We start from the raw sequence: 26,032 nt of genomic DNA, 5'->3' as shown, positions 1-26,032 counted from the left end.
GATTTAATGTAGTCAATGACTTGATCTAAGCAATAATATAAACATTAATGTTTGTATTTTGTCTACACCTAGCTAACGAAAATATCAGAAATAGCCACCTTAGATACTTACTATATATACCTTTGCAGCTACACCCATCTGGAACAAAACTTGCTGTATCCCTTCCCTTAGATCCCGGCAACCGGTCGCGAGGGGCCCATGACACCGACCTTTATCAAAAGCAATGCTGCCGCCCAGCTCACCATGGCCGTCGAGGTGATGGATGAGCAGGGCACAATGCAAACCCGCCAAATCGCCTGTGAGCGGCCACTGACGGTCTACCTCAACTGGAAGGAGATAGTAACCCTGATGACCTTGGGGGCGCGCCCCGAGGCACTGGTGCTGGGTTATCTTAAAAATCAGGGTTTTATCGAGGATATTTCGGCCATCGAGTCGGTGATCGTCGACTGGGAGAGCGAGGCCGCCGCCGTGGTGAGCAGCCAGCAGGCCGAAGATCTCGACCAGTCACTGGAGAAGAAGACGGTCACCTCCGGCTGCGGTCAGGGCACCATGTATGGCAGCGTGATGAAGAAGCTGGAAGGGGTGGTCTTGGCGGCGCCTGAGCTTAAACAGAGCACCCTCTATGCCCTGCTCAAGGCGCTGTCGGCCCATAACGAAACCTACAAGATGGCGGGTGCCGTCCATGGCTGCGCCATCTGTCGCGGCGCCGAAATCCTCTCTTTTGTCGAGGACGTGGGGCGCCACAATGCGGTGGATACCCTGGCGGGCGAGCTCTGGATGCGCGGCGAGAGTGGCAGCGACAAGATCTTCTACACCACGGGGCGGCTCACCTCGGAGATGGTGATCAAGGTGGCGCAGATGGGCATTCCGGTGCTGTTGTCGCGCTCCGGCGTCACCCAGATGGGGCTGGATCTTGCCCGCCAGCTCGGCATCACCATGATTGCCCGCGCCAAGGGGCGCCACTTCGAGGTCTTTAGCGGCCACGACCATATCGTGCTGGACGAGAAGCCGCAGGTGCTACCCGGCAGCCCCTCAGGCCGGGGTCAGCGAGAGTAAGCCATAAATGAATTGATTAGTGCCGAGCAGATCGCCCTGTATCTCGACCACGCCAGCCAGAGGGTCAAACGCAAGCCATGAACGAGTTTATGAATGTGAAGCAGGTGGCCGAGTATCTCGATCTCAACGAGAAGAAGGTCTACCAGCTCGCCAACGAGGCACGTATCCCCGCCACCAAGGCGACCGGCAAGTGGCTGTTTCCGCGATCCCTGCTCGATCGCTGGCTGCTCGGCAGCTGCCACGAGGGGGTGATGAATGACCGGCTGCTGCTGGCGGGCTCTGACGACGTGCTGCTGCACTATGGTTGCAGCACGCTTGCGCGGCAGCTCGGGACCCAGGCACTGGTGGGCTACACCCCGTGCGGCACCCGTCAGGGGCTGGCGATGCTGGCGCGCGGCCATGTGGAGATCGTAGCCATCCACTGGGGGCAGGCCGAGGAGGCCCACCTGCGCCATCCGGCGCTGGTGCAGCAGTATCAGGGCCACCGCCAATGGGTGATAGTGCATGGCTTTCGCCGGGTGCAGGGGCTGGTGCTGCGCCAGGGCTTGCAACCCAAAGAGGCGAAAGAGGCGCTCGACTGGCGCTGGGCCATGCGCCAGGAGGGGGCGGGCAGCCAGCGCGCCCTGCAGGAGTGGCTGCAAACCCAGGGGGAGTCGCTGACCCGGCTGGAGCGTACCCTTGAGGTCAACAGCGAGCGGGAGCTGGCCGCCGCCATCAGCCGTGGCGATGCCGATGTGGGGCCCGGCGCCCAGAGCACCGCCACCGAGTTTGGCCTCGGCTTTATGCCCTTGTCGCAGGAGTGCTTCGATCTGGTGATGCCGCAGGGGGTCTTCTTTCGCACCCTGCTGCAACAGCTGATCAGCTGGCTGCAATCCCCCGAGGGGCGCGAGCTGGCGGCTCGCCTCGGCGGCTATGACCTGACCCAGAGCGGCAAGCTGGTGTGGAGCCCGCAGTAGCGAAAGAGGCTAGCCCCATACCTTGTGCCGACAGCAGTGACAAACACGGGCCTGCCACCCTGGCAGGCCCGTCTGTTTTATTGCCCATCTGTGCTATTCATCCACTCTGATAAATGGGCAGGCACTTACCCTTTCCGTGACTCACCCACTGCCGAGTCAGGTTCATGTCCCGCCGTGCCAGACTCACGCCCCTCGGCCCCCAGCGCAATGCGCCACCCCTCCAGCTGGCGGGGCTCGCTGCCAGCGGGCAGGCGGGCGCGGCTGAGCAGCCGTATGGTAAAGCAGCTTCCTTTCCCCAGAGTGGAGGCCACCACCAGCTCCCCGCCCCAGCGGCTGATGATGCGGTGGCTCAGGGCCAGCCCAAGGCCTGTGCCTGTGGCGCGGGTGGTGAAGAAGGGGTCGAAGATCTTGTCCATGATGGCGGCGTCTATGCCGCTGCCGTTGTCGATGACCCGCACTTCAGCCCCTTGTAGTCCTCCCGCCTCGTCGAACCAGTCGCGGCTCTCGACCCGGATCTCCCCCTGCTCCCCCAGCGCGTGGCTGGCGTTGACCAGCAGGTTTATCAGCACCTGCAGCAACTGCTGGCGATCCGCCTCTATGGGTTGCTGGGCCTGTAGATCAGCCACCAGGTTCACCTGCTGCTGGCGCAGGGCGGAGCGCACCAGGGTCAGGCTCTCTTCGATGATGGGGGTGAGGTGCTGCCAGACAGGCGCCGTCTCGTAGTCGCCGGGGCGAGAGTATTGCAACAGACTGCGGGTGATGGCGCGAATGCGCTCGATCTGTGCCAGCACCAGCGCCAGCTCCTCGCTGACCGGTGCGGCGGCCTCCCCCAGCTCCAGTTTCATCAGCTCCACATTGCCGAGGATCACCGCCAAGGGGTTGTTGATCTCGTGGGCCACACCGGCGCACAGCTCACCGAGGGCCGCCAGCTTCTCGCTGATAAGCAGTTGCTGGCGCGCCTGGGTCAGCATATGGATGTGGTGTTCAAGCTCGGCAGTCTTCTGCTTAAGGCTCAAGGTGCGCTCGGCCACTTTTTGCTCCAGCTCGTCGGCGCTGCGGGCCATCTGCTGGCGATGGGCATCCTGCCGGTCCAGCATGGCGTCAAACTGGCGACCCAGCTGGGCCAGCTCGTGGTCAGGATCCAGAGCCAACTGCCCTACCCTGGCCGATTTGCCATATTGCACCTGACGCACCACCTTGTGCATCCGCTCTATGGGGGTGAAAAGATCCCGCGCGCCGCGATAGACCAGCAGGCCAGAGAGCAGCAAGAGCAGTACCACGCCTGAGCCCAGCTCCAGCAGGTTGGTGAGGTAGGTGCGAATGATGGGCCACTCCAGAAAGCCGACATAGAGCATGCCGATGCGCTCGCCGCCAGCCCCGAGCAGAGGCTCGTAACCGGAGACATACCAGGCATCGTGCACGAAGGCGCGATCTATCCAGAGCTCCCCCCTCCCCAGCACCTGTTCCCGCACCGGCGCCGAGACCCGGGTGCCCACGGCTCGGCCCACCTGACGGCTGCTGCTGACCGGTACATTGGTACTCACCCGCAGATCATCGAGAAACAGGGTGACGGTGCCTATGCTTCCCTCTGGCAGGGTGTTTTTGGCAAACACCTGGCGCTTGAGCTCATCCACCAGTCGGGTGCTGCCGTTGATAAGCTCACCCCCTTCCAGCACGGCCCAGAGCGATCCATCCCGCCCCATGACAGGGGTCATGGAGAGGCTGACAAGCCCCCGTGTCTCCTGAACCGTGGCGGCTGTCTGTTCCCTGTCCAACACGGCGCGGCTGGCAAGGGCGGGCGAGAGGGCCTGCAATTCTTCGCGAGACCAGACCACGAACTGGCTGATGCTGCGCCCGGCGCCGAGGGTGGCACGCTCCCGAGCCGTCAACGGATCAAGTTCGGCGCCACTGCGCAAGCGCAGAAAGTCGAGGTCATAGTTGGCCGCCAGTGGCTTCACCCACTGCTGCAACTCATCGGGCGTCTCGCGCAGTCGCAGCTGAAAAGCCCAGGCATCGCGCAGGTGTTCCAGGTGTTCGGCCTGACGCTGCTGCTGCACGCTCACCGCATGGTGGGCCACCCCGAGGTCACCGCGCACATTGGTGAGCAGGTTCTGCCAGCTGTAGGTGAGGGTCCAGTAAAGCGTCAGCCCCATCATGCCCACCAGGGTGAGCATGATGGGCACAGAGGTGAGCAGCAGCAGGCGCCAACGGACTTTTGTTTTCAACCAGCGGGGCAGCAGGCTCAGCGTCATGGTCGCCGCCAGCGGCAGAGGATCAGCAGTTTCATTCGATGGCCCACTCCTTGAACTTGCGCTCCAGGGTCTTGCGCGCCACCCCCAGCACCCGGGAAGCGGCGGACTTGTTGCCCTCAAAACGCTCAACCACTTGCAGAATATGGGCCTTCTCCACCTCCGCCAGCGCCCACTCCAGGGGATATCCCTCTCCCCCCTTGCTCTGATCGCTGGACTGGGCACTCTGCCAGTAGTCGGCGGGGGGCTTGCCCAGCAGCAGGCAGCGCTCGATCAGGTTGCGCAGCTCGCGCACGTTGCCGGGCCAGGGATAGGCCTGCATGGCCACCACGTCTTCGTGAGTCCAGCTAAGCGAGCCCATCCCCATTTCGGCGGTGAGCTGACGAGTGAAGTGGTGCACCAGGGCGGGGATGTCATCGACGCGATCCCGCAGGGGTGCCACCGGCAGTGCCACCACGTTGAGGCGATAGAAGAGATCTTCCCGAAAGCGGCCCGCCTCCACCTCGGCTTTGAGGTTGCGGTTGGTGGCGGCGACGATGCGCACATCCACCGACAGCTCGCGCTCGGCGCCGACCGGCCGGATGGCTTTTTGTTCCAGAGCCCGCAGCAGGGACGATTGCATGGCGAGCGGCATCTCGCCTATCTCGTCCAGAAAGAGGGTGCCCTGATGGGCAACCCGAAACAGGCCGTCGCGTCCCTTGCGGGCACCGGTGAAAGCCCCCTGCACGTGGCCGAACAGCTCGCTTTCCAGCAGTTCGGGGGCGATGGAGGCACAGTTGAGCGGCACGAAGGCCCCCATCCGGCCTGAGAGTTGATGCAGGGCACGAGCCACCAGCTCCTTGCCGGTACCGGACTCCCCCTCCACCAGCACGGCGGCGTTGGAGGGGGCGACTCTGGCGATGAGGGTCTTGAGCTCGCGGGTCTTGGCGCTGTCACCAATCAGGGTGGGCGGGAACAGCTTGCTCACCTCCCGGCGCAGCAGCAGGTTCTCCCGCTCCATCTGGCGGCGCTCTATCACCCTGTCCACCGCCTGCACCATCTGGTCCAGGTTGAAGGGCTTGAGGATAAAGTCGCTGGCACCGAGGCGCAGCGCCTTGAGGGCGGTATCCATGTCGCCGAAGCCGGTCATGAAGATGATGTCGCTGCGCCGGGTGGCGGGGTCTATGGCTTCGTGCCACTCGATGCCGGAGCGCCCCGGCAGCCGGATGTCGGCGATGATGAGATCGAAATGCAGGCGGCAACGCAGGGCTTCCGCCTCCTCCACGCTGGCGGCCGTCTCTATCTGGGCGAAGCGCCTGGCCAACGCCTTGGCCAGAAAGCTGCGCATGCCGGGCTCGTCATCGACGATAAGCAGAGAGAGGGCAGACCAACGGCTGGCGGGTGCAGTCATGAAAAAAGTACCTCAGATTCGACAAGGTTCCGGGATTGTCCCACCGACCTTATAAACTGTGGGACATTTTGTCGCTAACCGGCCCCGAGTGCCAACCCCCTTTATTAAAAGCGACGAGGCCATCACGCAATTAACGCTCTTAACCGACTGTTTCAACATTAAAAACTGCGCTGCTGGCAGTGTGCGGCCAGCTTGGCACCCTGCTTGCTTAGTCCTGCCCTCTCCCCCATCACCCGGATACGATGAACATCATGATCACAGGAACCGTGCGCAAACGTCTCGCCCTTGCCCTCTCCACCGCCCTGTTGCTGAGCCTCCCCTTGCTGAGTACCGCCAGCCACGCCAAGGCGCCCATTCGCCTCGCCACCACCACCAGCACGGAGCAGTCCGGCCTGCTGGGCTGGCTGCTGCCCCAGTTCACCAAGGAGACAGGTTATCCGGTGCAGGTGATGGCGGCCGGTACCGGCCAGAGCCTGAAAATGGGTGAGAACGGCGACGCGGATCTGGTGATGACCCATGCCCCCTCAGCCGAGAAGGCCTTCGTCGACGCAGGCTTTGGCATAGAGCCGGCACACCTGATGTACAACGACTTCGTCATCGTAGGCCCGAGCCAGGATCCCGCGGGTCTGACCAAGCTGCATGACGCCGCCAGGGCGCTGCAGGCCATCAAGGATAAAAAACAGACCTTCATCTCCCGCGGGGACGAGTCCGGCACCCACATCAAGGAGAAGACACTGTGGCAGGCGGCCGACGTCAAACCCGAGTTTGCCGGCTACAAGTCCATCGGCCAGGGCATGGGCCCGACCCTCACCATGGCCTCCGAGCTGGGCGCCTATACCCTGACCGACCGCGGCACCTGGCTCGCCTATCAGAGCAAACTGGATCTCGCCGTGCTGCTGGAAGGCGACAAACGTCTGTTCAACCCCTATCAGGTGATTCTGGTCAACCCCAAGCGCTACCCGGATCTCAACACCGAAGGGGCCCGCACCCTGAAGAACTGGCTGGTCTCCGAGCACGGCCAGACGCTTATCGGTGACTTCAAGGTGGCAGGCCAGGCGCTGTTTGTAGCCGATGCCAACGGGAAATAATGCAGCCCTTGTTCCATACGATCACATGGATGGCTCTCACCCCGCACGATAGGGGAAGCGCCTGATGCCGACTCTGCTGGATACAACGCTGGCGGCGCTTGCCTTGCTGTTCGGGGGCGATACCGAGCTGTGGCAGGTGGTGGGGGTCTCCTTCTCCGTCTCCTGCATCGCGCTGCTGCTGGTACTGCTGCCGGCGCTGCTGCTCGGCTTTGCGCTGGCCTATCTGCCGATCCCGGCGCGCTGGCTCTGGCTCTCCTGCATCAATACCCTGCAGTCGGTGCCAACCGTGGTGATCGGCCTCCTGCTCTACATGCTGCTCTCCCGGGCCGGCCCCTTCGGCGACTGGAAGATGCTCTTTACCCAACAAGCCATGGTGGTGGGCCAGATGCTGATCGCCTTCCCCGTCATCGCTACTATGGCTCACGCGGCCTTTATCCAGAGCGACAGACGTGCCTGGGAGACGGCGCTCACCCTGGGACTCTCCTGGCCGAGGGCGCTGCTCGGACTGATGCGCGAGTGCCGCTTCGGCCTGCTGGCCGCCGTGATTGGCGCCTTCAGCCGCATCGTCACCGAGGTGGGCTGCTCCATGATGGTGGGGGGAAATATCCTGCATTTTACCCGCAACATCCCCACCGCCATCGCGCTGGAAACCCAGAAGGGTGCCTTTGCCCAGGGGGTTGCCCTTGGCATAGTGCTGCTGAGCCTGGCTCTGCTGCTCAACCTGCTGCTGACCGCGTGTCGCGGCCACAGTTATTTGAAAAACTGACCATGACGCTGCGCACTTTTATCCCTAACCGGATGCTGCTGACCCCATCTCTGTCGCGGCCACAGCTATCTGAAGAACTGACCATGCCCCCACTGTTTATCAACTGGAGTACCCCATGGCCCTGACCGCCCACCAGCTGATGATGCGCTTTGGCGAGCGCAACCTGTTCCAGATAGAGCGGCTCTCCATCGCGGCAGGCGACGCCATCTGGCTGCGCGGGGCCAATGGTGTGGGCAAGACGACCCTGCTCAAGATACTGGCCGGCCTGCTGACACCGACCCGGGGCCATACCAATCTCGCCTGCGGCTGGTGCGCCAGACTCGAGCAGTGGATCAAACGGGATCCCGGCCCGGGCCGGGTCACCTATCTGCACCAGACCCCCTATCTGTTCGATCGCAGCGTGCACGACAACGTGGCCTGGGCCCTCGGCCATCAGGCCGCCGATGAGGTACGGGTGTTCGAGGCGCTGCGCCGGGTCGAGCTGGAGGGGCTGGCGCGGGAGCACATCAGCATACTGTCTGGTGGCGAGCGCCAGCGCCTGGCCATGGCCCGCGCCTGGGCGCTGCAACCCGCCTTTCTACTGATGGACGAACCCACCGCCAATCTGGATGCACATTCGGTTGCCCTGATGGCCGCCTTGGCGCAAGATCTGCGGGAACAGGGCAGCGGCCTGGTCATCATAAGCCACCAGAGCAACGATCTGACCGACCTGTGCGAGCGGCAATGGACCCTCGCCCGTGGCCGGCTGCACGAACCCACTCCTTTGAAAATCATCGAGCGACATGACCTCAAACAGCGAATCCAAAACTGACGTCTTCCCCGTCTCTGCCGTTATCCTGGCCGGTGGCCGCGCCACCCGCATGGGGGGCGAAGACAAGGGGTGGGTAGCACTGGCGGGACGCCCCCTTATCGACCACGTTTTGGAGCGGCTGCGCCCCCAGGTGGATGAGGTGCTGATCAACGCCAACCGCAGTCAGACTCGCTATCAGGCGCTGGCCCCCGTCATCAGCGATGACAATAACGACTATCTCGGCCCGCTGGCGGGCATGCAGGCCGGCCTTGCCGCCGCCCGTCACGACTGGGTGCTGTTCGTCCCCTGCGATGGCCCCGCCTTGCCCCATGATCTGATGAGCCGCTTTTGCGCAGCCCTCACCCCGGATACCGAACTGGTAGTGGCCCACGATGGTGACTGGCTGCAACCCGTGGTGGCCCTGCTGCACAAGTCCCTGCTGCCGTCGCTCACCCATGCCCTGGCCGAGGGTGAGCGCAAGATAGATATCTGGTTCGCCCGCCACAAGATGGCGGTGGTGAGCTTTGCCGACCAGCCGGATGCCTTCATCAACCTCAACAGCCCGGCCGAGCTGGCCGCCTACGAGGCGCGTCTGCTGAACTCGTCTACCGACCCCCGACAAGGAGCCACTGCATGACCCCGGCCCCCACTCTTCCCCTGCTCGGCTTTGCCGCCTGGAGCGGTACCGGCAAGACAACGCTTCTGGAACAACTCATCCCCATACTGGTAAGCCGCGGTCTGCGCTTGGGTGTGCTCAAGCACGCCCATCACGACTTTGACACCGACCAGCCGGGCAAGGACAGCTACCGCCTGCGCAAGGCGGGGGCGGATCAGGTGATGGCGGCTTCGCGCCGTCGTCACGCCCGCATCGTCGAGACGCCCGACGCCGAGCCCCCGTTTCACGCCTTGCTGGCCAGCTTCGACCAGACCCGGCTCGACCTGTTGCTGGTGGAAGGGTTCAAACACGAGCACTTCCCCAAGATAGAGCTGCATCGCACCGAACTCGGCAAGCCCCTGTTGTTCCCGGACGATGGCGACATAATGGCGCTGGCGGCAGATCTGCCACAGCAGACCGACTTGCCCCAGCTCAATATCAATGATCTGGCGGCCATCGCCGACTTCGTCTGCGGCTACACGAGCAAGGCCAAGCATGCCGAACAGGTGCCGGGAACGGGATTTCTGTCGGTGGAGGCGGCCCGCAGCGCCATTCTGGCTGCCCTCAGCCCAAGCAGCGCCTGCTGCGACAAGCCGCTGGCCCGGTGCCACGGCGCCGTGCTCGCACAGGACTTGGTGAGCCCCATCAATGTGCCCCCCCACGCCAATTCGGCGATGGACGGGATTGGCCTGCGCGGCGACGACCTCGCAGCCGGTCGCTGGCAACTGGTGGGTGAAGTGCTGGCGGGCCAGCAGCACCATGAGTCTGTGCTGGCTGGTCAGGCGGTGCAGATCATGACGGGCGCGCCGCTGCCCCCTGACGTCGATACTGTTGTGATGCGCGAAGAGACAAATATCGAGGGCGAGTGGGTCACCATCAGCGCTCCCATCAAGGCGGGGCAGAACGTGCGTCTGGCCGGGGAGGATCTCGCCAGGGGCGCGGTCGCCATTGTGGCCGGTACTCGCCTTGGCGCCCCCCAGCTGGGGCTCGCCGCTTCGCTGGGTCAGGCCAGCCTGTCGGTACGCACCCCGCTCAAGGTGGCGCTGTTCAGCACCGGCGATGAGGTGCAGGCGCCGGGCGAGACGCTGGCCCCGGGCCATATCTTCGACAGCAACCGCTTCACCCTGATGGCGCTTATCGCCGCCGCCGGCTGCGAGGTGATGGATCTGGGCATCATCCCGGATGATCCGGCCATACTGCGCCAGCAATTGGAGCAGGCATCGACCAGCGCCGATCTGGTGCTGAGCTCGGGCGGCGTCTCGGTGGGCAATGCCGACTTCATCAAGCAGGTGCTGGCGGAGCTTGGCCAGATCGACTTCTGGCGCATCCAGATGCGGCCGGGTCGCCCGCTGGCGTTTGGCAAGCTGGGGACTACCCCTTTCTTCGGCCTGCCGGGCAATCCGGTGGCGGCCATGGTCTGCTTCCTGCAATTTGTCGAACCCGCCATCGCCCGCCTGCAGGGCCGGCTCTGGCAGCCGCTGCGCCTCTCGGCGCAGGCCGAGCAGCAGATGAAGAGCCGCCCTGGCCGCACCGAGTTTCTGCGCGGCGTCTTCCACCAGGATGCCAGCGGCGTGCTGCGAGTGCGCACTACTGGGCCGCAGGGCTCCGGCATTCTCAGCTCCATGGCCGATGCCAACTGCCTGATTGAAATTGTCCCCGCCCAGCCGGCCATCGCGGTCGGCGAGCGGGTCTGGATCCACCCACTCCAGGGACGAGTGGCCTGATACATCGCAAGCACCTCGCCGGGCGTGGCGAGGTGCTTGCGCCCATGACCCGAGGCTAGTCCCTTGCGCCTGAATACCCCGCTCTCCCGGCTCGATCTGCTGATCTATGGCCGCTATCGCATCGTCCACGGCCTGCGCATCGCGCTCGCCTTCATGCTCACCTTTCTGCTGACCCGTGAACTCCAGCTGCCGGAAAGCACCTGGCCGCTGATCACGCTGGTGGTGGTGATGGGCCCCATCTCGTTTTGGGGCAATGTGTTGTCACGCGCCCTGCAACGTGTGGTCGGCACCATCTTCGGCGCCGGTTGCGGTGTGGTGGCACTCTATCTGGAGCTCTACTCCCTGCCGCTGACCCTGGTGTGGTGCGGCTGCATCATGTTCCTGTGCGGTTATCTGGCGCTCGGCAAGCGCCCCTACGTGGGGCTGCTCATCGGCATCACACTGGGGGTCACCATGGGGGCCATGCCGGGGGACATAGAGACGGCGCTGTGGCGCAGTGCCGACGTGATCCTGGGCTCCCTGCTGGCGCTGCTGTTTTGCAGCATCTACCCCCAGCGCGCCTACAGCCACTGGCGGTTGCAGATGCACGACACCCTGCTGCAGGCGCACCGGCTCTACCATACCCACCTATCCCCCAATATTCTGGAGCGGCCCAGGCTGGCGCAAAGCCACTCTCGTCTGCTCTCCAAGATGGTCAGCCTGCGCCCCCTGCTGGCTCCGGCAGTCAAGGAGACCCGCCTTGGCAGCGCCCTGTTCGAGGCCATCCAGACCACGATGCGCAACACCCTCTGCACCCTGGAGATGCTGGCCAACACCTACTGGAGTGATCGCCAGAGCCACTTTCTGATGCAGAGTACCCCCGAGCTGCGCGCCTGCCAGCAGGCGACCGAGGCCGTGATGATCCAGCTGGCGCTCATGCTCAAGAGCGGCGAATTGAAAGGGGCTGAGCAGGCCATCAGCGAGTTGCAGGAGGCCGCGACCCGGGTGCGACTCGATGCCAGGGGCGAGGCCGCCATCAGCGGCTATCTCTGGCTGAACCTGCAGCTCACCGAGCAGCTCACCCACTTGCGCCGCCTGCTGGGACTGGTGCTTCACCCGCCCCGCAGCCAGTCGGACGACCGCTGAAAACAAAAGGCCCCGCGAAGCGGGGCCTTGGACTGAACAGGGATCAGGACAACGGACTTAACCGGCATCCGCCAGCGGCTGCTCGGCCGTGAGGTAGATGGAGAAATCCTTGATCCCCGCCTCCAGCGCAGCAAAACAGTCGGGGTCTATGGCAGATCCCAGTTGCTCGGCCATCATCTCCAGCGCCTGGGGCACGGGAATAGCACCACGATAGGGACGCTTGGCGGTGATGGCATCGAAGATGTCGGCCGTGGTGATGATGCGGGTCTCAAGGGCAATCTCCTCTGCCTTGAGTCCCTTGGGATAGCCCTTGCCGTCGAGCCGCTCATGATGGGCCCCCGCCACCTGTGCCAGCTCCTTGAAGGCTCCGATCCGGCTCAGGATCTCTTCTGTGTAGGCGGCATGCATCTGCACCGCCACCCACTCATCGGCATCAAGCTTGCCCGGTTTGTCGAGGATGGCGTTGCTCACCCCAAGCTTGCCCACGTCGTGCAGCAGAGCGCCGCGCTTGAGCCAGCGCCGCCGTGGCTCCGGGATCCCCATCTGGGTGGCGAGGATATCGGTATAGAGTGCCACCCGGCCGCTGTGACCGGCAGTGTAGGGGCTCTTGGAGTCCACCACCTGACCGAAGGCGGCGGCAATCTCGTCCAGATAATCTTCATCGAGCGCCACTTCCCCCTGCCCGGCCGGATGGATAAATACCCACTCAGCCAGCTGGGGATCCGCCAGCCCTTGCCAGAAGGGCTCATCGGCCATGGCTTCAAACTGCCTGACCAGCTCGGGATCAAACCAGCTGCCGCTGCGCTCGCGCACCTCTTTGAGCGCCGCTTCTGGCCCTGCGGCGGCATGAAACACATCCACCACCTGACAGAGCAGGGCGATGCGGGAGAAAAGCGGGATCGCCTCACCGGCCAGCTGCAGCGGCCGACCCTTGCCATTCCAGTGCTCGTCAAGAGAGAGGATGCCACCGGCCACCTCGTCGCTGAAGCGCAGCTGGCGAGCGATATCGGCGCCGCGATGGCAGCGGGTCTGGATCAGTTCGTTGGCTATCTGATCGCCGTTGCGAAAGATGTGGAACAAGCTGCGAAAGCGCCCCAGCAGATCCGCCTGCAGGCCGGTGTGGCCCAGCACGAAGTTGACCACCTCGGAGAGGGAGCCATCCACCAGCTTGAAGTCGCGTTTGAAGTGCAGATCGTCGGTGAGATAGAGCTCGCAAATGCGGGCCGCATTGCTGCTGCAACCGAGATCCTTGAGCAAGAGGGTGTAATAGAGGTCGTGGCGCTGCCCGGCATCCAGGCCAAGCTGCTCCCCCAGCCGGGAACCAATCCAGCAACAGCGGATGCAGTGCCCTCTGGGTTGCCCCTCAGTCATGTCGAGGGCATGACTGAGCGAACCTATCAATTCAGATAATCGCAGACCGCTGAAGGTCATGAGCTGCTCCATTAGCTATAACGGCGATCTTGCCTGCAGGAAATACTATACCCATTCAGGCCAGAACGAATCCCGATGTCAGATGGACAGACTGGATACGGTCGCCGAGACATTGTTGGCTTCCTGCCGGATCTCGACCATCACCTCATTGACCTTGTCGACCTGTTGCTTGCCCAGCTCGGCGCTGCTGGCCACTCTTGCCATGTCGTCCGTCACCCTGGCCGTCAGCTCACGGTTCTTCTGCACCACCTTGGCGATCTCGTCGGTAGAGAGGGAAGTGCGAGCGGCGAGCTGGCGCACTTCATCGGCCACCACGGCAAACCCGCGCCCCTGATCGCCGGCGCGAGCCGCTTCGATGGCCGCATTGAGCGCCAGCAAGTTGGTCTGGTCGGCGATGCTGCTGATGGTGGAGACGATGGCTTCGATGCTCTTGGATTGCTCGTTGAGCTGGTTGACCAGCTGTATGGTCTTGTCTACCTGCTCACTGACAAGGGAGGAGGTCTCCACCACGGAACGCAGCAGATCGGCGCCCTGCTCCGCACTGCGCAATGTCTCTTGCGCCGTGGCATGAGCCACCTGGGCGGCATCCCGGATGGCATGACTCTTGATCACCCGCTCGGTAATGTCAGTGGCCAGCTTGATCACCTTGGTCACCTTGCCGCTCTCGTCCCTGACCGGGTTGTAAGTGGCTTCCAGCCAGATGTCATCACCGTGGCTGTTGCGACGCAGAAAAAGCCCTGACTTGAACTGGCCCTGTGCCAGCTCTTCCCAGAAACGGGGCTGTTCGCGATAGAAGGCATCATCACAGAACATCCTGTGGTTGTGCCCCTTGATCTGGGACAGGCTGTACCCCATGCAACTCAGGAAATTGGCATTGGCGGTCACTATCTCCCCCGTCGGGGTGAACTCTATCATGGCGAGGGAGCGATCAAGCGCCTTGGAGACGGCCTCCTGACTCAGCAGGCGCTGGTGATGCTCGGTCACATCGCTGGCGATCTTGATCACCTGGGTCACTCGCCCCTGTTGCTTCACCGGGAAGTAGCTCGCCTCCAGCCAGAGCGCCTCGCCCCGCTTGTTGATGCGCGGAAAAATGCCGGATTGGACCCTGCCTTGTTGTAGCTGGGCCCAGAGTTGCTGGTAATCAGACGACTGAGCCAGTGCCTTGCTGCAAAACATTCTGTGATGCTGACCCTGGAGTTCAGCTGCGCTGTATCCCATCAGGTTCAAGAAAGGCTCATTGGCCTCCAAGATACCGCCATCCGGAGTGAAGGTGACGGTCGCCATCCCACCTTTGACGGCATCGACAAAACCATGCAGCTCACCGAGCTGCGTCTGGCAGACCAGCAGTTGTGCCTTCAGCTTGTTATTGAACATGGATGTCATACCCCTTTACCGACGATGTGGGAACTCGCAAACGACAACCGCCGTCAATGTGGGCGAGTACGAGCCTGATGAGGCTGATCATAGTTGAGCGAAATCGCCGGATCAGACTTTGACCGACGTTTTACTGCCGGCGCTCGCCCGGTTATCTTCTTGCCATCCATGAAAAGAGACACAACGTAGAGAGCAGGCGCGCTTGCGCTGGACGATGGGTACGAATATCTGCCCGTGTTGGATCAGTTTCGCATCGCTCGGGGTCACACTGCTGGTTGCCACTCCAGATAGGCCGGATTGGCCACAAAACCCATTCGTTCATACAGGGGACGCCCCTGCTCACTGGCATGCAGCCACACCCGACCCAGTTGCTCGGCGCTGGCATGGGCCACCATGGCATCGAGCAGGGCGCTGGCCATGCCCTGCTTTCGATGGGCTGGCAGTGTATACATATTAAGCAGGTAGGCCTCCTTCCCCGACACATTGCCAGGATAGGGTGGTCGCACAAACAGTGACAGGGTGCCACTTGCCACCACTTCTCCCCCGACCTCCGCCACCCAGGAGCGCGCACTTCCATCAGCCTGCCCCGCACTGAAATAGGCACTGGTCGCCTGCCAGAGATCCAGGTCGGCCAGCGGATCGGCCAACTCCCCCACCTCGCAAAACAGTCCCATGCGCAAACTCACCAAGGCGGGAATATCGGCCATATCTGCCTGACGAATAATCATTGCTCTCTCCATTGAGGACAAGGCCAATAGCCCTGACTGTTCATCATCATGACAAATAGCAGCATCAGGCACCCTTTGTCATCGGAAGATATCTGAGACTCATCACCGGCGGCGGCCTGTCAGCCAATGATCAAGGCTCAGCACACCGCCGCCCCAGATGGTCAGGGTCAGCAGCATCCAGCCCCACAGCTGATGATCGTAAAAGCCTCCCGCCCAGAGGGTTGGATAGGAGATCACCGCCATGATATTGAAGCCAAACAGCAGCAGAGCAGCCGGACGGGTAAAGAGGCCTGCCAGCAGAAACAGGGGAAGCAGCAACTCGGTCGCCGTCCCCAGATAGGCGGCCCACAACCAGGGCAGCAGGGGCACCTGATACTCGGATTCAAACAGATAGAGGGTTGAATCCCACGCCGTCAGCTTGAGCCAGCCTGAAGTGATAAAGACCGAGGCGACCCAGAGCCTCGCCAGCAACAAGACGGCACCGCTCATCCAGCGCGGCAGGTCGCTACTCGAGCTGGCCAGCGCCAGCCATTTGTTTCCCATCATGGCATCACCTCCACATCGACCAAGAGACCAAGCATTACCAGGCGGGTGAGATGATCACTCGCCACGGGATCGGTTGCCAGCAGGGTGGGCAAGGGTCTGCCTTCCAGGCAGCCTTGCAGCAGCGCCCACTCACCTGCCTCTAAAGGCAACGGCGTGACCCGATAATCCAGCTGCTTCTTCAATACCAGCCAGACAGGGGCACAGAGATCCCCCACCGCCTCCCCACCGTGTAGCGCCATCTGCCACAGGGCCAGCACCGGGTAGTCGCTGGCAACCAGCAGCAGATCCGTGGCAGGCAACAGCCGCAGCCGCTCCCATTGTGGCGGCGATAATCCGGCCAGACGTTCGGCTGGCCAGCAGCGGGACTCCAGCGGCAGCAGACTGGCACGCTCAAGCTGCCACTCGAACTGCGCCAGCGCCTCCAGCCAGGGTAACTCGGCCGTGGTTGGCAAGCGGGCCAGCCACTGACCAAAACCGGCGCCATAGTGCATGACGCTCCCTTCCTGCAGCGGCTCGTCCAGTACGAAACCACGGGCCGCTGCCACGAAAAATTCGTCTCCCACCATGGCCTTGACGGCGGGATAGCTGCTCGCCAGCACCTCGCCAAGACTCAGGATGAAGTGGTTGCGATAGACCTGCAGCACCGACTCGGCAGGAAACAACCGGGAGCTGATGTGGGGGGCAATCGCGGCAGGCTCTCCCAGCAGGCCATCGGCAAAGTGCCGTTGCAACTGCTTCAGTTCAACCATGGGCTAGCTCCCGAACCATGTTTGCAGCTTGCGCCGCATCCAGAATGGCGCTGGCCTGCTCAGCTTCGACCAGCAAGACCGGCAGCGGGGGGATCTCGAGATCCCACTCAATCAGGGTGGGGATGGCCTGCTTGCGGCAGATCTGGCGATAGAGTTCCCAGACCGGCTCCACCACAGGGGCGCTGTGGGTGTCGATATAGAGGGCACCTTCGGGCAGCTGTTTCTCGGTATAACCAGCCAGATGGATTTCCCCGACGGTGGCGAGATCGATCGTCGCCAGATACTCATCGCAAGAGAAACCGTGGTTGAAGGCACTGACGTAGAGATTGTTGAGGTCGAGCACGATGCCGCAATCACTGTGTTGCTGCAGCTCGGCCAGAAATTCCCATTCACTCATCTCCCCGGCCAGTTGCAGATAGGAGGAGGGATTTTCCATCAGCAACCGGCAACCCAGGGTCTGTTGTACCTGCTGGATCTTGTCACTCATGTTGCGAAGGGATTGACGGGTATAGGGTACAGGCAGCAGGTCGTTGAAGTAGCGTCCGCCAATGCTGCCCCAGCTCAGATGTTCGGAGATCCGTACCGGCTTGATCGCCGCTGCCAATGATGACAACTGTTGCAGATGGCGCTGTTCGAGCGGGTCGGCCGAGCCGAGGGACATGCCAACGCCGTGCAGACTGACGGGGTAGTGTTGCGCCAACTCACTCAGCACCTGAAAGCCCTGGCTGTGCGGCTCGAAGTAATTTTCACTGTGCACCTCCAGCCAACCGACTGCCGGCAGGGTTTGCCGGATCCCGTCGTAATGGGGAGTGCGTAATCCGATACCAATCAAAGGGTTCATCGCAAGACTCGCTTTCGCCAATCAGAGAGGATGCAGGGGGCGGCCCCTTGGCCATCCCCTGCCTGATGTCTCTTACTTGGGTTGCAGCGAACCGCCCACCAGCTTCTCGCACAGCCCTTTGGGCATCACCACAAAGGCATCGCCCTGGGCATCTTCCTTGGCGGTCCCGGCGCAGGAGCTGCTCTTGGTCGCACAGTCATTCTTGCTGGCCTTGACCACGCCGTAGCACTTCTCCTTTTCCTCGGCAGCCATGGCTGGCGCCGCGATGAACTGGGCACCCAGTGCCAGCAGACCTGTCATGGCGGAGGCGATCGCTGTGCTTTTTTTAACGTTCATGTTCGTGATCCTTGTGCTGTTGAGTGTGATGACCCCGCTCAGTGTCGTGGCGGGGTACCTGCAATAGAACCGGAACAGCAGAGAATTAATTTCATGAAAAGAGCAAAACAAGGGCGGCGACTCAGAAATCATCATCTAATGCATTGTTTAATAACACATATTTTCTTACGTTAGCCAGTCACGAGAAAAGCACTTTCGCCCGCCGGATCCCGGCAGACCAAAGATCAGCTCCCGCTTGTGGCACCGGTCAGTCCATCAGAAAGGAGCAATAGGAGATGTTCGGCAGGAGGGGAACCACTGCTATTTCTGGAGCACAATAAAAAAGAGAGCCGAAGCTCTCTTTTTTAAGATGAATGGGGTCTAGTAGAAGATCCGCTCACCGCGCTCGCTCATCTTGAGCCATACCGGCTTGGTACTGGTTTTACTCCAGATACGATGCAAGTAACTGTAGAAGCGGGCACGATCGCTGCGAAACAGCATAACGGGGAAGGCCAGAATACCCACCAGCAGCGCATAGATGCGACGAAGAATTATCTGAGTCAGAGAAAAGGGATGAAACATGATAGCACTCCTTACTGGTAAGACCACTGAGCAAAGATTACTCCACAAACTGTAGGATTACTACACCAATAACGCCATTTTTTCGCAAAAAAATCCACAAAAAGCCATATAATGAAATCCAATTACATTAATTAACTTACAGGTAACAAAAACTGGCAAAGGGATGTGCGTCGACCAGATTTAATGGGTTGGCAGTCAGGAGGGAGTTTGTGCGATGAAACCTGCGGAAATGGCGGTCTTGGGGGTACTGGGCCTCTTGCTCTGGTCGGAATGGCAGGATTGGCAACTCAATCAAGGCGACAGCATCACCCTGGCCTATCAGGGCGTGCCCACCGTCAGCCTGTGGCAGTGCGGCCTGCTGAAACAGAAGATGGCGGATCTGACCGAACATTCGGCCGCAGTGCAATTTCAATTCCGGGGGCAGGATCTGGTGGAGGTCAATCGCTATCTGGAACGGGAGTGGCAACAGCAGGGCTGTGAACAGTTACTGACTCAGCAGGGATATTGAGAAACAGAAAAGCACACCTGTGGTGTGTGATACTTATCGCTGAAATGATATTGAACTGGAAGGATATGGAGGCACGTTCCGGAGTCGAACCGGACTAAACGGATTTGCAATCCGCTGCATAACCGCTTTGCTAACGCGCCATGCTGACAAGGCTGTTGCCTTGAAAGTGATACCCATAGTTGGTGCTATGAGAAATTGGAGCGGGAAACGAGACTCGAACTCGCGACCCCGACCTTGGCAAGGTCGTGCTCTACCAACTGAGCTATTCCCGCCTGACTGCCGTATGCCAGTTACCTGACAACGAGGCGCATTATACGTACCCCGAGCGCGGGCACAACCCTTTTTTCGCACTTTTAGCCCTTGCCCGTACTGTTTGCTCAGGGTTTAGACGGCTTGACCAAAAAAACCACATCAGGCTGTGACCCCACAGGCGAATTTAAGATAAAGTCATTGAAATGATTAGTCTTTAGTCAGAGACTTGTGCCGCTTAGTAACTGGATTCTCAATTGAAAATCACACGATGAAATGGATCTTCAAGCCTCGTGGGCTCAGGCCGCAGCTAATGCTGGCTTTTTTCATGTTGGGTCTGGTGCCCTTCCTGGTCGTTACCCTGTTCTTCCTCTACAGCCATGGCAAAGATCTCACCACCCAGACTTCCAACCACCTGGTGTCCGTTCGCAACATCAAGAAGAGCCAGCTGGAGGATTACTTCGGCAACCTCAAAGAACAGATCATCAACTTCTCCCAGCAGGATTTTGCCGGCAACAGTATAGGTCGCTTCTACGGCTTTACCGGTGCGTTCGAGAAGCTCGGCACCACGCCACAGGAGGCCCGCGCACGCGCCCAGGCACGCTATGTGCCCGGCTCCTGGGACAAGCTGCAAAAACCCGAGCCCAAAGTCGAGATCGAACCGGCCATCAGTGCCCTGATCCTGGCAGACGAGATGTATGGCCGGGTGCACCAGCGCTTTCATCGCGGCTATGCCGACATGGTGCGCAAATCCAATTACAGCGACATCTTCCTCATCGATCTCAACGGCGACGTTGTCTATTCAGTCATCAAGCGCCCCAACTTTGCCACCAACCTGCTCTCCGGCCCCTATCAGGCCAGCGGCCTTGGCAGCACCTTCGCCAAGATCAAGCGCCGCCTCGACGGCGGCCAGAAACCGCAGCAGATCTTCGAATTCACCGACTTTGGCCGCAACGAGCTGACCGGCCAGGTGGTCGCCTACATGGCCGCCCCCGTCATGCAGTACGACTATGTGCGCGGCGTGGTGATCTTCGAACTGCTGCCGGACAAGCTCAACCAGATCATGGCCGAGCGGGAGGGGCTGGGAGAAACTGGCGAGACCATCCTCATAGGGCCGGACAAGCGGATGCGTGCCAATGCCTGGCTGGCGCCGGAATTCAGTGTCGAGAACAGCTTCAGCCCCAATTTCAGGCCCTTGCAGACCCCATTGGTGGTCAAGGCCCTCTCCGGTGAACAGGGTGTCGGGCTGTTTCGTTCCTATCACGATGACGATGTGCTGGCCGCCTATACCCAGGTGAAGGTGTTCGACACCGAGTGGGCCTTCATCGCCGAGATCTCCACCAGCGAGGCCTATCGCCCCATCCGTCAGCTGGAGACGCTGGTGATCCTGCTGGGAGCCGGATCCTTGCTGCTGCTGATCCTGTTTTCCCGCTGGCTCTCCCACTCCATCACGGCCCCGTTGCGATCCCTCACCGCCGCCGCCGAGCAGGTGGCCGATGGCGCCCTGGATCACCCCATCACTATCCCTCGCACCGACGATGACATAGACAGGCTGGCTCAGGCGTTTCGCCACATGCAGCGCTCGGTGAAGGACAAGATTGAGCTTATCGAGCGCCAGACCCAGGAGCTGCAACAGCAGGTCAAACTGACCCACAAGCAGAACCTCAGTCTGCAACAGGCGGACAAGCTCAAAGATGAGCTGCTGGCCAACACCTCCCACGAGCTGCGCACACCCATCCATGGCATCAAGGGGATGGCGGAGTCCATGCTCGCCAGTCAGCAGGACTTGACCGAAGGGCAGCAAAATCAGCTCGGCCTCATCATCAAGAGCGCCGACGGTCTGGCCCGGCTGGTGGACGACCTGCTCGACTACCATCAGATGCGCTACGGCCAGCTGGAGATCCATTCCCAGCCAGTCGCCTCCAAGGGGGTCATACGGCTGGTGCTGGATCTCTGTCAGCACCTGGTGCAGGCCAAGCCCCTCACTCTGGTGGACATAAGCCCGGCCGAACTGCCGCCGGTACTGGCCGACGAGCAGCGCCTCGAACAGGTGCTCTACAACCTGGTGGGCAACGCCATCAAGTACACGCCCCAGGGCAAGGTGGTACTCAGCGCTCTGGTGGAGGGCAACTTCCTGCGTATCAAGGTGACCGACACCGGTATCGGGATTGCCAAAGACCATCTGGAGCACATCTTCGAACCACTGGTACAGATGAGCCCCGAGGTGAGCAAGCAGGGTGCCGGCCTCGGCCTCTCCATCACCCGCCAGCTGGTACACCTGATGGGAGGCGAGCTCTTCGTGGAGAGCGAGCCGAGCGTTGGTTCCACCTTCGCCTTCACCCTGCCGCTCGCCAGCGGCAAGGCGGGCAACCTGACCCTGGACAGCCGCCAGATTGAACACCAGCTGGTGCGCCAGCAGCCGCTCATCTTGCCGGACTGGGAGAGCGATGATCTGCCTCCCCCGCCACAGGATGCCCCCCTCATACTGGTGGTGGATGACGAGCCCATCAATTTGCATATCCTGCGCCACCTGCTGCAACCCTGCGGTTATCGCATCCTGCCCAGCAGCGATGGCCACGACGCCCTGGCCAAGCTGGCCCAGGAGCCGGTCGACCTGATTCTGCTCGATGTCATGATGCCGACCCTCTCGGGTTTTGACGTCTGCCGCCGCCTGCGCGAGCAGCACCCGAAAGACAAGCTGCCGGTGCTGCTGCTCACCGCCCTCAACCAGCCAAAAGATATAGAAGAGGGATTCAACGCCGGCGCCAACGACTATCTGGTGAAACCTTTCTGCAAGGAGGAGCTGTTTGCCCGGGTCAGGGCCCTGCTGGAAGCGAGTGCGGGCCGCGCCTCCCTGGTGGAGAACCGCCTGCTCAAGCAGGAGATAGAGCATCGCCTCATCCTGCAGGAGCAACTGCATCAGGATCAGGAGCGGCTGCTGGCGCTGCTCGGGGAAGGGGCCGATCCCATTGTCTTCATCGATGAGCAGGGCACTGTGCTGTTTGCCTCCCGGGTGCTGGCCCGCTTGCTGGGTCAGGAGCCGGAAGCCATGGAGGGCCAGCCTCTGGATGAGTGGCTGGCCCTCCCGCTGGCAATCCAGTGGCCCGACCTGAAGGCGCAGCAGGAGCAGCGACTGGCGTTTCTGGTAGCAGGCCAGCAGGACGATCTCAATGCCCGCGCCCTCTCCATCAGCCTGGGGGGGCAGGCCGCCTTCGCCCTCACCCTCAGCACTGAGCTGCGCCAGGACGAGAACCGGGTGATGGCTCTGGAAAACGCCCTCAAGAGCCTGTCGCGCCAGGCCATCATAGAGGACGGTCAGCTGCTGGGTGAACTGAGCCGACTGGGGGGAGAATTCCGTTCACTGGCCGACGATCTCATTCGCCAACAGGATGACGAACCCCTGCGCCGAGCTCTGGTGGATACCATGCGCCTCACCCTGGATGCCTGGCAGCAGAGCACCGGCAAGGGCAAGATAGTGCTCGCGGAGAAGAGCAAGCTGTGGCGCGTCTACATGGACAGATCCAGCCCCCAGACCCGTACCCTCGATAAATACCTGAGCCTGGATACTCTACCCAAGGCACCGCGCTGGAAGACGGTCGTCGCCACCGCCGAGTATGTGCTCGCCCACAGTCCGCTGAGCGATCCCCTGCGCCAGCAGTTGCACCACAGCGCCCAGACCCTGCGTCAACTCGCCAACCGCAAATCCTGATCCCCCCCGAACTGCGCCCTGGCTCACACTTGCCGGGGCGGTTTTTTTTTGTGCAGAATTAAGCGGGTAAAACGCGTCAAAACAAGAGCCGATCCAATTCACACAATTGTCATGAATGGCCTGCAGACAGGGACTTATTACGCCAAAGTAAATAACATAACTTCATGATTTAAAATGGGTTAAAAACCATTTTGACGATATTGACGTCGGGGCTGTGATTTTTACGATATCGACGAACGGAACAGTTGTTGTTTTCCTGTTAACTCTGCTTTGCTAGGGACGTTGGAAAACAGAACGACAAAGGTTAGACACCTGACCAACACAGAGGGCCGACCTCCCCAGCATGCGAAGTCGGTGCTCACACAAAACAAGGCGAACCCTCGGGAATGCCAAAAAATAAGAAAGGACATAATATGCTTGCCAAAGTATCCAAAATCTCTACTGCTGTACTGCTGGGAACCATGATGCTTGCCGGGGCCGCCGGCAATGTCATGGCTACTGAAAACAAGACTGTGCTGACCCTGGTCGCACAACAGGAGACCGCCTGGGTCAAAAACTTCAACCCCTTCCTGCAAGCGGGTTTGCTCCATACCACTCGTCACTTCATCTATGAACCTCTGGTGATCTTCAACGATATGCAGGGTGGCAAACCCGTCTATCGTCTGGCCACTCACTATGCGTTCAGCGATGACCTGAAATCCGTCACCTTCGATCTGCGTGAAGGGGTCAAGTGGTCCGACGGGGAAGGTTTTGATGCGGATGACATCCTCTTCTCCTTCAATCTGGTGAAAGCCAACAAGGCGCTGGATGAGCGCTCTATCTGGACCCAGATCAAGAACATAGAGAAATTAGGTCCCTACAAGATCAAGTTCGACCTGACCGACGTCAATACCAACGTGGTGAATGACTTGGTGCTGGTGCCCATAGTCCCCGAGCACCAGTGGAAGTCGGTAAAAGACCCGGTCGCCTTCACCAACGACAAGCCGGTCGGTACCGGTCCCTTCACCGAGGTGGACAACTTCTCCGCCCAGCTCTACACCCAGTGCCGCAACCCGCACTACTGGGATAACGCCAACCTCGCCATCGACTGCCTGCGCATGCCGCAGATGGCCACCAACGACCAGGTGTTGGCCGCCGTAATGAAGGGTGACGTTGACTGGTTCGGCTCCTTCGTACCGGACATAGAGCGCCTCTACGTTGGCAACGATCCGAAAAACAACAAGTACTGGTTCCCGGCCTCCGGCACAGTGGCATTCAACGTCAACTTCCAGACCAAGAACCCGGGCAACCACGAAGCCTTCAACGACATCACTTTCCGCCGCGCCTTCTCCATGGCGATGGACCGTCAGGCCATGGTGGATATCGCCGGTTATGGCTACCCGACCGTCAACGAGTATCCCTCAGGGCTCGGCAAAGCCTTCGACTCCTGGAACAACCCGGAAGTCGACAAGAAGTACGGCAAATTCAACAAGTTCGACTTGGAAGGCGCCAAGGCCATGCTGAAAGAGGCGGGCTACAAGGATTGTGACGGCGACAAGTTCCTCGACACCCCGAGCTGCAAGAAGATCGAGTTCAAGGTGCTGGTACCGAACGGCTGGACCGACTGGGTCAATACCGCCCAGATCGGGGTCGAAGGCTTGCAGGCCCTGGGCCTGAACGCCAAGACCGCCACCCCGGAAGCCACCGTCTGGACCGAAAACCTGATCACCGGTGACTTCGACGTCGCCCTGCAGGGTTACTTTGCCGGTGCCAACCCGCACAAGTACTTCGAGACCGCCTTCCACTCCCGCAACATGGGTGAGCGTGGCAACCGCTTTGCGGCGCCCCGTTACAAGGACCCGGCCCTCGACCAGCTGATCGATGACTTCACCCAGACCGCCGATGCGGCCAAGCAGAAGGCCATCATGTTCGAGATCCAGGACAAGGTCGGTGCCAACCAGACCATAATCCCGGTATTCAACAACCCGACCTGGTACGAATACAGCACCAAGCGCTTCAATGGCTGGTTCAGTGCCGACAACCCGGTCGCCAAGCCGCAGGTTCACCCGGATACCCCGGAACGTCTGCTGCACGTGTTGTCACTCAAGCCAAACAGCTAACCACCCCGGCCCCCTGCGGGGGGCCATTCTCCCCGCCATGTCTTCCATCCCCCTGATTGTTCGGGGTTGGGGGAGCTTTGCCCGGCGCGGGGTAGGCTTGCAGTAAAAGGGTTCACCATGGGATTTATACTAAGACGTTTCTCCTTCTATCTGGTCGCCTTTCTGGTGGCCGCCACCATCAACTTCCTGCTACCCAGAGCCATGCCGGGGGATCCTGTCTCCGTCATGTTTGCCCGGGCTGGCGCCATGATGGAACCCGCCGCGCTGGAGGCCCTCAAGGCCACCTTCGGTTTTGTGGACGGCCCCATCAGCACCCAATTTCTCACCTATGTGAAGAGTGTCTTCACCTGGGATCTCGGCACCTCGGTGCGCTACTACCCCCAACCCGTGGCCGACGTACTCGGACGCGCCATCGGCTGGACCCTGTTCCTGGTGGGCACCTCCACCATACTGAGCTTCTCCGTCGGATCCATCGTCGGCATCTTCGCCGCCTGGTATCGGGGAGGCGCCATGGACAGCATTCTCTCCCCGCTCACCCTGGTGATACAGGCCATTCCGCCCGTGGTCATCTCCCTGCTCGCCCTCTTCCTGTTCGGGGTCAGTCTGGAGTGGTTGCCCATCGGCTATGCCTACAGCCCGGAGATAAAAGCCGATTTTGGCTGGGAGCACATCAAGAGCATCATGACCCACGCCATCATGCCGGTCGCCACCCTTGCCATGGTGCAGGTGGGGGGCTTCCTCATCACCATGCGCAACAACATGATTAACCTCTTGGGGGAGGATTACATCACCATGGCCAAGGCCAAGGGGCTCTCCAGCAACAGGGTCATTTTCAACTACGGTGCCCGCAACGCCATACTGCCGAGCGTCACCGCGCTCTCCATGGCGCTCGGTTTCGTCATCGGCGGCTCCCTCATCACTGAGGTGATCTTCAACTACCCAGGGCTGGGTCTGACCCTCTATCAGGGCATTCTGGCCCGCGACTACCCCCTCATTCAGGGGCAGCTGCTCATCATGACCATCACAATGCTCAGCTTCAACTTCCTGGCCGACGTGCTCTACGTCTTCCTGGATCCCCGTCTGCGTACAGGAGGCAAATAAG

Annotated in this window: 22 protein-coding genes and 2 tRNA genes; 12 read left to right on the top strand and 12 right to left on the bottom strand. The window is 61.1% G+C overall.

From position 1 onward, the window contains the following. The first annotated feature begins 198 nt into the window (after positions 1-198). Together AACX78_RS07540 and AACX78_RS07535 are read left to right on the top strand one after the other, a co-directional pair. Positions 199-1,056, top strand: a complete 858-nt coding sequence (locus tag AACX78_RS07540; protein ID WP_159165819.1) for a formate dehydrogenase accessory sulfurtransferase FdhD — start codon at positions 199-201, stop codon at positions 1,054-1,056. 89 nt (positions 1,057-1,145) lie between these two features. Next, complete coding sequence (locus AACX78_RS07535; protein WP_201302812.1) at positions 1,146-2,012, top strand: helix-turn-helix transcriptional regulator; 867 nt, start codon at positions 1,146-1,148, stop codon at positions 2,010-2,012. A 125-nt stretch (positions 2,013-2,137) separates the two neighbouring features. Here the strand turns inward: AACX78_RS07535 and AACX78_RS07530 are convergent, their stop codons facing one another. Both AACX78_RS07530 and AACX78_RS07525 read right to left on the bottom strand, forming a co-directional pair. Next, positions 2,138-4,264, bottom strand: coding sequence for a sensor histidine kinase (locus AACX78_RS07530; RefSeq protein WP_159165818.1), 2,127 nt, complete (start codon positions 4,262-4,264; stop codon positions 2,138-2,140). A gap of 31 nt (positions 4,265-4,295) precedes the next feature. Beyond that, positions 4,296-5,651 carry a sigma-54-dependent transcriptional regulator gene (locus tag AACX78_RS07525; protein ID WP_059112070.1) on the bottom strand — a complete coding sequence of 452 codons (1,356 nt, stop codon included), beginning with the start codon at positions 5,649-5,651 and terminating at the stop codon, positions 4,296-4,298. Positions 5,652-5,902: 251 nt separating this feature from the next. On the opposite strand from AACX78_RS07525, the gene AACX78_RS07520 reads away from it, so the two are divergent. From AACX78_RS07520 to AACX78_RS07495, 6 genes are all read left to right on the top strand, one after another. Continuing rightward, entirely contained in the window at positions 5,903-6,739 is an 837-nt protein-coding gene (locus AACX78_RS07520) for a substrate-binding domain-containing protein (protein ID WP_159165817.1), read from the top strand. 64 nt (positions 6,740-6,803) lie between these two features. Then, a complete protein-coding gene (locus AACX78_RS07515; protein WP_125595651.1) occupies positions 6,804-7,505 on the top strand; it encodes an ABC transporter permease in 702 nt (233 codons plus the stop codon). A gap of 115 nt (positions 7,506-7,620) precedes the next feature. Continuing rightward, positions 7,621-8,316 carry an energy-coupling factor ABC transporter ATP-binding protein gene (locus tag AACX78_RS07510; RefSeq protein WP_159165816.1) on the top strand — a complete coding sequence of 232 codons (696 nt, stop codon included), beginning with the start codon at positions 7,621-7,623 and terminating at the stop codon, positions 8,314-8,316. Further along, the gene (mobA, locus tag AACX78_RS07505) at positions 8,288-8,932 is read left to right on the top strand and encodes a molybdenum cofactor guanylyltransferase MobA (protein ID WP_159165815.1); all 645 of its coding nucleotides are present in this window, start codon (positions 8,288-8,290) and stop codon (positions 8,930-8,932) included. The genes AACX78_RS07510 and mobA overlap by 29 nt, the downstream gene beginning before the upstream one ends. Further along, positions 8,929-10,674, top strand: a complete 1,746-nt coding sequence (locus tag AACX78_RS07500) for a bifunctional molybdopterin-guanine dinucleotide biosynthesis adaptor protein MobB/molybdopterin molybdotransferase MoeA (RefSeq protein ID WP_159165814.1) — start codon at positions 8,929-8,931, stop codon at positions 10,672-10,674. Before mobA ends, AACX78_RS07500 begins: the two co-directional genes overlap by 4 nt. A gap of 63 nt (positions 10,675-10,737) precedes the next feature. Further along, positions 10,738-11,799: an FUSC family protein gene (locus AACX78_RS07495; protein ID WP_159165813.1), complete on the top strand. Its 1,062-nt coding sequence runs from the start codon at positions 10,738-10,740 to the stop codon at positions 11,797-11,799. A 57-nt stretch (positions 11,800-11,856) separates the two neighbouring features. Here the strand turns inward: AACX78_RS07495 and AACX78_RS07490 are convergent, their stop codons facing one another. The 8 genes from AACX78_RS07490 to AACX78_RS07455 form a co-directional block, all read right to left on the bottom strand. Continuing rightward, complete coding sequence (locus tag AACX78_RS07490) at positions 11,857-13,230, bottom strand: HD-GYP domain-containing protein (RefSeq protein ID WP_159165812.1); 1,374 nt, start codon at positions 13,228-13,230, stop codon at positions 11,857-11,859. A gap of 78 nt (positions 13,231-13,308) precedes the next feature. Further along, on the bottom strand, positions 13,309-14,604 hold the full coding sequence (locus AACX78_RS07485) for a methyl-accepting chemotaxis protein (RefSeq protein ID WP_201302811.1): 1,296 nt from the start codon (positions 14,602-14,604) through the stop codon (positions 13,309-13,311). Between the two features lie 263 nt (positions 14,605-14,867). Then, positions 14,868-15,332, bottom strand: coding sequence for a GNAT family N-acetyltransferase (locus tag AACX78_RS07480; protein ID WP_159165811.1), 465 nt, complete (start codon positions 15,330-15,332; stop codon positions 14,868-14,870). A 102-nt stretch (positions 15,333-15,434) separates the two neighbouring features. Beyond that, positions 15,435-15,878, bottom strand: a complete 444-nt coding sequence (locus AACX78_RS07475; protein ID WP_159165810.1) for a DoxX family protein — start codon at positions 15,876-15,878, stop codon at positions 15,435-15,437. Then, positions 15,875-16,627, bottom strand: a complete 753-nt coding sequence (locus AACX78_RS07470) for an HvfC/BufC N-terminal domain-containing protein (RefSeq protein WP_159165809.1) — start codon at positions 16,625-16,627, stop codon at positions 15,875-15,877. Before AACX78_RS07470 ends, AACX78_RS07475 begins: the two co-directional genes overlap by 4 nt. Continuing rightward, on the bottom strand, positions 16,620-17,468 hold the full coding sequence (gene bufB, locus AACX78_RS07465) for an MNIO family bufferin maturase (protein WP_159165808.1): 849 nt from the start codon (positions 17,466-17,468) through the stop codon (positions 16,620-16,622). Before bufB ends, AACX78_RS07470 begins: the two co-directional genes overlap by 8 nt. Before the next feature lie 72 nt (positions 17,469-17,540). Next, positions 17,541-17,804 (bottom strand): BufA1 family periplasmic bufferin-type metallophore, encoded by a 264-nt coding sequence (locus tag AACX78_RS07460; RefSeq protein ID WP_034523690.1) that lies wholly within the window; start codon positions 17,802-17,804, stop codon positions 17,541-17,543. A gap of 360 nt (positions 17,805-18,164) precedes the next feature. After that, the gene (locus AACX78_RS07455) at positions 18,165-18,365 is read right to left on the bottom strand and encodes a YbfA family protein (protein WP_021139055.1); all 201 of its coding nucleotides are present in this window, start codon (positions 18,363-18,365) and stop codon (positions 18,165-18,167) included. A 214-nt stretch (positions 18,366-18,579) separates the two neighbouring features. Here AACX78_RS07455 and AACX78_RS07450 point away from each other — a divergent pair, with 214 nt between their 5' ends. Then, complete coding sequence (locus AACX78_RS07450) at positions 18,580-18,873, top strand: hypothetical protein (protein WP_159165807.1); 294 nt, start codon at positions 18,580-18,582, stop codon at positions 18,871-18,873. A gap of 66 nt (positions 18,874-18,939) precedes the next feature. Here the strand turns inward: AACX78_RS07450 and AACX78_RS07445 are convergent. Both AACX78_RS07445 and AACX78_RS07440 read right to left on the bottom strand, forming a co-directional pair. Next, a tRNA-Cys gene (locus AACX78_RS07445) sits at positions 18,940-19,013 on the bottom strand. A gap of 56 nt (positions 19,014-19,069) precedes the next feature. Next, a tRNA-Gly gene (locus AACX78_RS07440) sits at positions 19,070-19,145 on the bottom strand. A gap of 248 nt (positions 19,146-19,393) precedes the next feature. On the opposite strand from AACX78_RS07440, the gene AACX78_RS07435 reads away from it, so the two are divergent. The 3 genes from AACX78_RS07435 to AACX78_RS07425 all read left to right on the top strand — a co-directional run bounded on the left by AACX78_RS07435 (position 19,394) and on the right by AACX78_RS07425 (position 26,031). Then, positions 19,394-22,831: a hybrid sensor histidine kinase/response regulator gene (locus AACX78_RS07435; protein ID WP_201302810.1), complete on the top strand. Its 3,438-nt coding sequence runs from the start codon at positions 19,394-19,396 to the stop codon at positions 22,829-22,831. Between the two features lie 413 nt (positions 22,832-23,244). Then, positions 23,245-24,930, top strand: a complete 1,686-nt coding sequence (locus tag AACX78_RS07430; RefSeq protein ID WP_159165805.1) for an ABC transporter substrate-binding protein — start codon at positions 23,245-23,247, stop codon at positions 24,928-24,930. 117 nt (positions 24,931-25,047) lie between these two features. Continuing rightward, positions 25,048-26,031, top strand: a complete 984-nt coding sequence (locus AACX78_RS07425) for an ABC transporter permease (RefSeq protein ID WP_159165804.1) — start codon at positions 25,048-25,050, stop codon at positions 26,029-26,031. The last annotated feature ends 1 nt before the right edge of the window (position 26,032 follow it).

Source organism: Aeromonas sp. 9A (genome assembly GCF_963900955.1).
In the GTDB taxonomy this organism is placed as follows: Bacteria; Pseudomonadota; Gammaproteobacteria; order Enterobacterales; family Aeromonadaceae; genus Aeromonas; species Aeromonas salmonicida.
The sequence above is the reverse complement of the archived record's forward strand: the minus strand, read 5'-3'. Positions and strand labels throughout refer to the sequence as shown.

Coding starts and splice junctions, on each gene's coding strand:
- AACX78_RS07525 (WP_059112070.1), bottom strand. CDS start 5,651: ATGACTGCACCCGCCAGCCGTTGGTCTGCCCTCTCTCTGCTTATCGTC.
- AACX78_RS07490 (WP_159165812.1), bottom strand. CDS start 13,230: ATGACCTTCAGCGGTCTGCGATTATCTGAATTGATAGGTTCGCTCAGT.
- bufB (WP_159165808.1), bottom strand. CDS start 17,468: ATGAACCCTTTGATTGGTATCGGATTACGCACTCCCCATTACGACGGG.
- AACX78_RS07460 (WP_034523690.1), bottom strand. CDS start 17,804: ATGAACGTTAAAAAAAGCACAGCGATCGCCTCCGCCATGACAGGTCTG.
- AACX78_RS07540 (WP_159165819.1), top strand. CDS start 199: ATGACACCGACCTTTATCAAAAGCAATGCTGCCGCCCAGCTCACCATG.
- AACX78_RS07475 (WP_159165810.1), bottom strand. CDS start 15,878: ATGATGGGAAACAAATGGCTGGCGCTGGCCAGCTCGAGTAGCGACCTG.
- AACX78_RS07515 (WP_125595651.1), top strand. CDS start 6,804: ATGCCGACTCTGCTGGATACAACGCTGGCGGCGCTTGCCTTGCTGTTC.
- AACX78_RS07520 (WP_159165817.1), top strand. CDS start 5,903: ATGATCACAGGAACCGTGCGCAAACGTCTCGCCCTTGCCCTCTCCACC.
- AACX78_RS07535 (WP_201302812.1), top strand. CDS start 1,146: ATGAATGTGAAGCAGGTGGCCGAGTATCTCGATCTCAACGAGAAGAAG.
- AACX78_RS07485 (WP_201302811.1), bottom strand. CDS start 14,604: ATGTTCAATAACAAGCTGAAGGCACAACTGCTGGTCTGCCAGACGCAG.
- AACX78_RS07435 (WP_201302810.1), top strand. CDS start 19,394: ATGAAATGGATCTTCAAGCCTCGTGGGCTCAGGCCGCAGCTAATGCTG.
- AACX78_RS07500 (WP_159165814.1), top strand. CDS start 8,929: ATGACCCCGGCCCCCACTCTTCCCCTGCTCGGCTTTGCCGCCTGGAGC.
- AACX78_RS07450 (WP_159165807.1), top strand. CDS start 18,580: ATGAAACCTGCGGAAATGGCGGTCTTGGGGGTACTGGGCCTCTTGCTC.
- AACX78_RS07480 (WP_159165811.1), bottom strand. CDS start 15,332: ATGATTATTCGTCAGGCAGATATGGCCGATATTCCCGCCTTGGTGAGT.
- AACX78_RS07455 (WP_021139055.1), bottom strand. CDS start 18,365: ATGTTTCATCCCTTTTCTCTGACTCAGATAATTCTTCGTCGCATCTAT.
- AACX78_RS07530 (WP_159165818.1), bottom strand. CDS start 4,264: ATGACGCTGAGCCTGCTGCCCCGCTGGTTGAAAACAAAAGTCCGTTGG.
- AACX78_RS07430 (WP_159165805.1), top strand. CDS start 23,245: ATGCTTGCCAAAGTATCCAAAATCTCTACTGCTGTACTGCTGGGAACC.
- mobA (WP_159165815.1), top strand. CDS start 8,288: ATGACCTCAAACAGCGAATCCAAAACTGACGTCTTCCCCGTCTCTGCC.
- AACX78_RS07470 (WP_159165809.1), bottom strand. CDS start 16,627: ATGGTTGAACTGAAGCAGTTGCAACGGCACTTTGCCGATGGCCTGCTG.
- AACX78_RS07425 (WP_159165804.1), top strand. CDS start 25,048: ATGGGATTTATACTAAGACGTTTCTCCTTCTATCTGGTCGCCTTTCTG.
- AACX78_RS07510 (WP_159165816.1), top strand. CDS start 7,621: ATGGCCCTGACCGCCCACCAGCTGATGATGCGCTTTGGCGAGCGCAAC.